7 protein-coding genes are annotated in these 3,931 nt (G+C 68.7%); 5 read left to right on the forward strand and 2 right to left on the reverse strand.

All coding sequences use genetic code 11. The annotated features are described in order from the left end of the window. Positions 1-99: 99 nt before the first annotated feature. Both ACIQOV_RS31395 and ACIQOV_RS31400 read right to left on the reverse strand, forming a co-directional pair. The gene (locus ACIQOV_RS31395) at positions 100-411 is read right to left on the reverse strand and encodes a DUF397 domain-containing protein (RefSeq protein ID WP_401054043.1); all 312 of its coding nucleotides are present in this window, start codon (positions 409-411) and stop codon (positions 100-102) included. Further along, the gene (locus ACIQOV_RS31400) at positions 311-1,195 is read right to left on the reverse strand and encodes a helix-turn-helix domain-containing protein (protein WP_401054045.1); all 885 of its coding nucleotides are present in this window, start codon (positions 1,193-1,195) and stop codon (positions 311-313) included. The genes ACIQOV_RS31395 and ACIQOV_RS31400 overlap by 101 nt, the downstream gene beginning before the upstream one ends. Before the next feature lie 183 nt (positions 1,196-1,378). On the opposite strand from ACIQOV_RS31400, the gene ACIQOV_RS31405 reads away from it, so the two are divergent. The 5 genes from ACIQOV_RS31405 to ACIQOV_RS31425 all read left to right on the forward strand — a co-directional run bounded on the left by ACIQOV_RS31405 (position 1,379) and on the right by ACIQOV_RS31425 (position 3,795). Continuing rightward, positions 1,379-1,750, forward strand: a complete 372-nt coding sequence (locus ACIQOV_RS31405; protein WP_401054046.1) for an ATP-binding protein — start codon at positions 1,379-1,381, stop codon at positions 1,748-1,750. Next, complete coding sequence (locus ACIQOV_RS31410) at positions 1,747-1,992, forward strand: hypothetical protein (RefSeq protein ID WP_401054048.1); 246 nt, start codon at positions 1,747-1,749, stop codon at positions 1,990-1,992. Before ACIQOV_RS31405 ends, ACIQOV_RS31410 begins: the two co-directional genes overlap by 4 nt. 110 nt (positions 1,993-2,102) lie before the next feature. Further along, positions 2,103-2,357 (forward strand): hypothetical protein, encoded by a 255-nt coding sequence (locus ACIQOV_RS31415; protein ID WP_401054050.1) that lies wholly within the window; start codon positions 2,103-2,105, stop codon positions 2,355-2,357. Between the two features lie 49 nt (positions 2,358-2,406). Beyond that, positions 2,407-3,336 (forward strand): GNAT family N-acetyltransferase, encoded by a 930-nt coding sequence (locus tag ACIQOV_RS31420; RefSeq protein ID WP_401054051.1) that lies wholly within the window; start codon positions 2,407-2,409, stop codon positions 3,334-3,336. A gap of 105 nt (positions 3,337-3,441) precedes the next feature. Beyond that, entirely contained in the window at positions 3,442-3,795 is a 354-nt protein-coding gene (locus ACIQOV_RS31425) for an antibiotic biosynthesis monooxygenase family protein (RefSeq protein ID WP_401054053.1), read from the forward strand. Positions 3,796-3,931: the final 136 nt, after the last annotated feature.

Genomic DNA, 3,931 nt, shown 5'->3' on the forward strand with positions numbered 1-3,931 from the left:
AACAATTCTTCAGAAGAACCCCCATCCGGGATCCGGATGGGGGTTCTTCGCGTTTGGGGACGGCCCTCTCGCTCGCTCGCCGTGGTGGCGAGCGAGGCTTCAGGCGAGGTGGTCGAACTCGCCGGCCTTGGCGCCCAGGAGGAAGGCGCGAAGCCCGACAGTTGTGGTCGCGATGATCGTCTCGGGGGCGTCAGATTCGCGGAGATGGCAGAGGCCGCCGGTACCAGCAGCCAGCTCAAGGCAGTTATTGCCTCCTTCGGCGTTGCTGTATGACGACTTCTGCCAGGAGGGGTGGGACATCATGCGCCTTTCACGACTGAAGCAGATAGAGAAGATGATGCAGGAGCCCCCAGGAGTCGCGGTTGGGGAGTCCACGCAACGCCGTCTCCCGGTCTGCAACCGGTAGGGCATGAGCACTGAGCTGCTGGAACATCTGGCTGTAGGCCGTCAGTTCAGTCTGATCAGCGATGTGCTCTGCCCGCTTCGGGCCGTCCAGGATGACGGTCGCGAGTTCAGGGCAGCCGGGGTCGCAGAGCATGAACGAGGCGGAGAACGGCGCTCGCTTCGGTGCAGCGAAGGGCATGACCTGGAGCTCGACGTTGGGAAGCTCCGCGATCTCCATCAGATGGATCAGTTGAGCGCGCATGACCTCATCTCCTGCGAACCGCATGCGCAGCGCTGCTTCATGGATGACGAAGCGGAACTGCCGCTGCCTCTCGTCGGTCAGGATCTGCTGTCGTTCCATGCGGAACTCGATCTGTAGTGCAGTGTCCCACCTGCCAGTGCCATCGGCGTAGACCGCTGCGGTGTAGGCAGGCAGCTGAAGGATGCCCGGGATGTGAAGTGTCTCGTAGTTGTCGAGTCGGATCGCCCGGTTTTCGGACTCCGCCAGGTCGAGTGCCAGGGCAGGGACTTGGCCCTTGAAGCTGGTCCACCAGCCCTTCCCATCGCTGGCTCCGAGGGCATGTAGCAGCTGCACGTAGGTCTCATCCGTGCACCCGTAGCCTTCGAGCAAGACCGAGAGCCGTTCCGGGTCGAGCGCCGTTCGTGCGGCCTCGATGTGGCTGAGCTGAGGGCCTGCCATGCCGATGAGGGCGCCGGCGTCCTTGACCGCCAAGCCCGCTGCCTCGCGCAACCTCCTCAGCTCAGCGCCGAACCGCCGCTGTCGCTCGCTGATTTGGGTCCTGAGTGCCAAGGGGGATTCCTTCCGTGTTGGGCCAGTCTCCACCCACACGAGTGAGCTTGGCCAAGCTGGGCGAGGTATCTCGGCGATCTGGTTGCACGCGTAACACCTATCGCCCTACTCTCAGTGTTGCACCGATCACGTGACGGAGTGTCCGCCTTTCTCGATTCCCCTCCTCCTCCCCTGGGGTCTCTCATGCGTGCTTGCAACCCTCCCGACTGGTCCAGCGCTCGTACCGAGCTCTCCGACCTCCTCACCTCCGCCGGGTGGCGACCCGCCGTCATCTCCGACGCCGAACTCGCCCTCCACGAACTCTTCTTCAACGCCTGGAGGCACGGGGACACCCTTGCTCCCCTGGTCGTGCTGGCCCTCGCCGGACACCGGCTGCGGGTCTCGGTCTCGGACAACAGCCCGGTCCTCCCCGAGCCCCGCCTCCCCGGCGACCTGCTCGCCCCCTCCGGCCGGGGCCTGTTCCTCGTCCAGGCCCTCGCCCACCGCTTCGGCGCCGAGCCCCGCAAGCAGGGCAAGGTCGTCTGGTTCGAGCTGATGAAGGAGGCTGCCGCGTGAAGCGCCGCTACCCCATGCAGCCCACCGACCCCCGCATCCGGGCCTACACCGACGACCAGGTCCGCAGCCTCCTCGGTGAACTCCAGGAGCGCGGTCGTGAGTTCGGCCTGATCTTCCCGTCCGCGACCACGGACCAGACCCTCGACGGCCGGGTCCTCGTCCGCTTCAACACCGCTCCCGCGTCCACCCTCTTCAACCTCCTCACCCTCCTCTTCGACGCCGGCCACCCCGAGCGCCGGTGACCACCGCGCTCAACATTGCAAAGCCCGATGAAGAGGAGCCCTGAGATGTCCGCCCCGACCCGGCCGCCGATCCCGGCGTCGTCAACGCCCTCGCCGCGGCCAACTACGCGGTGGCCGCCGCCTTCAACAGTGTCTTCGGTGTCCCCGTCGCCCCGCCCGTCCCCGACGACTTCGACTGGCCCGCGCTCGAAGACTTCGTCCACCACCTGGGCTTCGCGGCCGACGACTCCGACACCGCCCTCAACCTCTACCGCCTGCTCTTCGCCGTCCAGCGCATCGCCTACCGCGAGGCCGCCGGCCGCAACTCGCCCTGGCAGGCCACCCGCCTGCATCCCCTCGCAGACGAACGCGCCCGCCTGCGGTAGGTGAGGGCATCGGCACGAACTGATCGGCGCGAACTGGCGGCATGTCCCCATGGACGCAGAGGACCCGGGCGAGTTCGTCGTGCGCCGCGGCAGGGAGTCGGACGCGGACGCGCTGGTCGGCATCGACACGGTCGCGGCCGCCGGCGACGAGGAGCGGGCGGCGAGCATCCGACGGTGGTGCCGGCAGGGTCCGGGCCCGGTCTTCGTGGCGGACGGCGGGTCCGGCCCGCTCGGTTACTGCGTGGTCGAGTACACCTTCTTCGATCAGGGCTTCGTGACGATGCTGATGGTTTCGCCGCCCGCCCGTGGCAGGGGCGTCGGCCGTCGGCTGCTGGATGCCGCGGCGGACTCCTGCGAAACCCCGAAGCTGTTCACCTCGACCAACGTCTCCAACCATCCGATGCGGCGGCTGCTGCACGGGGCCGGGTGGCAGCCGGTCGGTCTTGTCCACGGCCTCGACGAGGGCGATCCGGAACTGTTCCACCTGCACCGGCCGCGGGCCGGCACGCCGGGACCTCCCCCGCCGACCGGGCCCGAGTCCCGTCTCGACAGCGCCTGGGAGTGGTGGGACGCCGCCGTCGAGGACGCGCAGGAGGGCCACTGGGTCCGCACCCCGGTCGAGCGCCAGGTGATGGACGACCTCGCCGCCGCGACCGTAGGGCTCGGGTACCTGGATCCGTCCGTCGAACTGCCCCTGCGCAACCGGCTCTCCCGCATCGCCACCTGGGCGGGCGCGCTTCGGCTCGCCGCCCGGGCCGGGGGCTGGGAGCTGCACCCCGTCACCGGCGTGACCCCGCCCCGCCCTGCCGGGATGGCCGAACTGCTGTCCGCCGTCCACGCGGTGGGCGAGCAGGGGGAGATCTGGCTGCGACGGTTGGCCGCTGACGGGCCGCCACCTCGGCGTGTGCTGGCCGGATTCGAGGCCTTCCTGTTCGGTCCGGGCTCGGCCGAGGACCTCCGTCAGTTCTTCTACGACTGATGCGGCACCACCGGCCGGGACGGTTGGCAAAGAACTGGATCCCTTGTGGATCCCGTTCGGCAAAGACGCTGGTACGCCGGGCGCGTCCGGCCCTACGGTGACGCCGTGAGCAATGATGCGAATGCGCCCGTCGTGCCCGTCGAGGCCTATGAACCCCCCTACTACGCGGCGGTCTTCACCGCGGTGCCGACCCAGGACCGGACCGGCTACAGCGAGACCAGCGACCGCATGGAAGAGCTGGTGAAGGACATCCCGGGGTACCTGGGGATGGACCACGCGCAGACTCCCGGCGGGTTGTCCGTCACCGTCGGGTACTTCCGTGACGCCGAGGCCCTCACCGAGTGGCGGACCAACGCCGAGCACCGCGCGGCGCAGCGGCGCGGGCAGGCCGAGTGGTACGAGCGCTACACGCTGCACGTGGCGAAGGTGGAGCGGAGCCACGGCTTCGTGCGGGGGTAGGTCCTGCGCCGCCCGGTCGCAGCCGCCCGGTCGCGGCCGCCGGGGCCGGGCCGGGCCCCAGGGGGTCGTTTGCGGGGGGGGGTTCACAAAAAACAAAGAACACGAACAACATCACCGAAATGGGCCACCCCAGACC

It is taken from the genome of Kitasatospora sp. NPDC091257, assembly GCF_044757675.1.
GTDB classification, from domain to species: domain Bacteria; phylum Actinomycetota; class Actinomycetes; order Streptomycetales; family Streptomycetaceae; genus Kitasatospora; species Kitasatospora lactacystinica.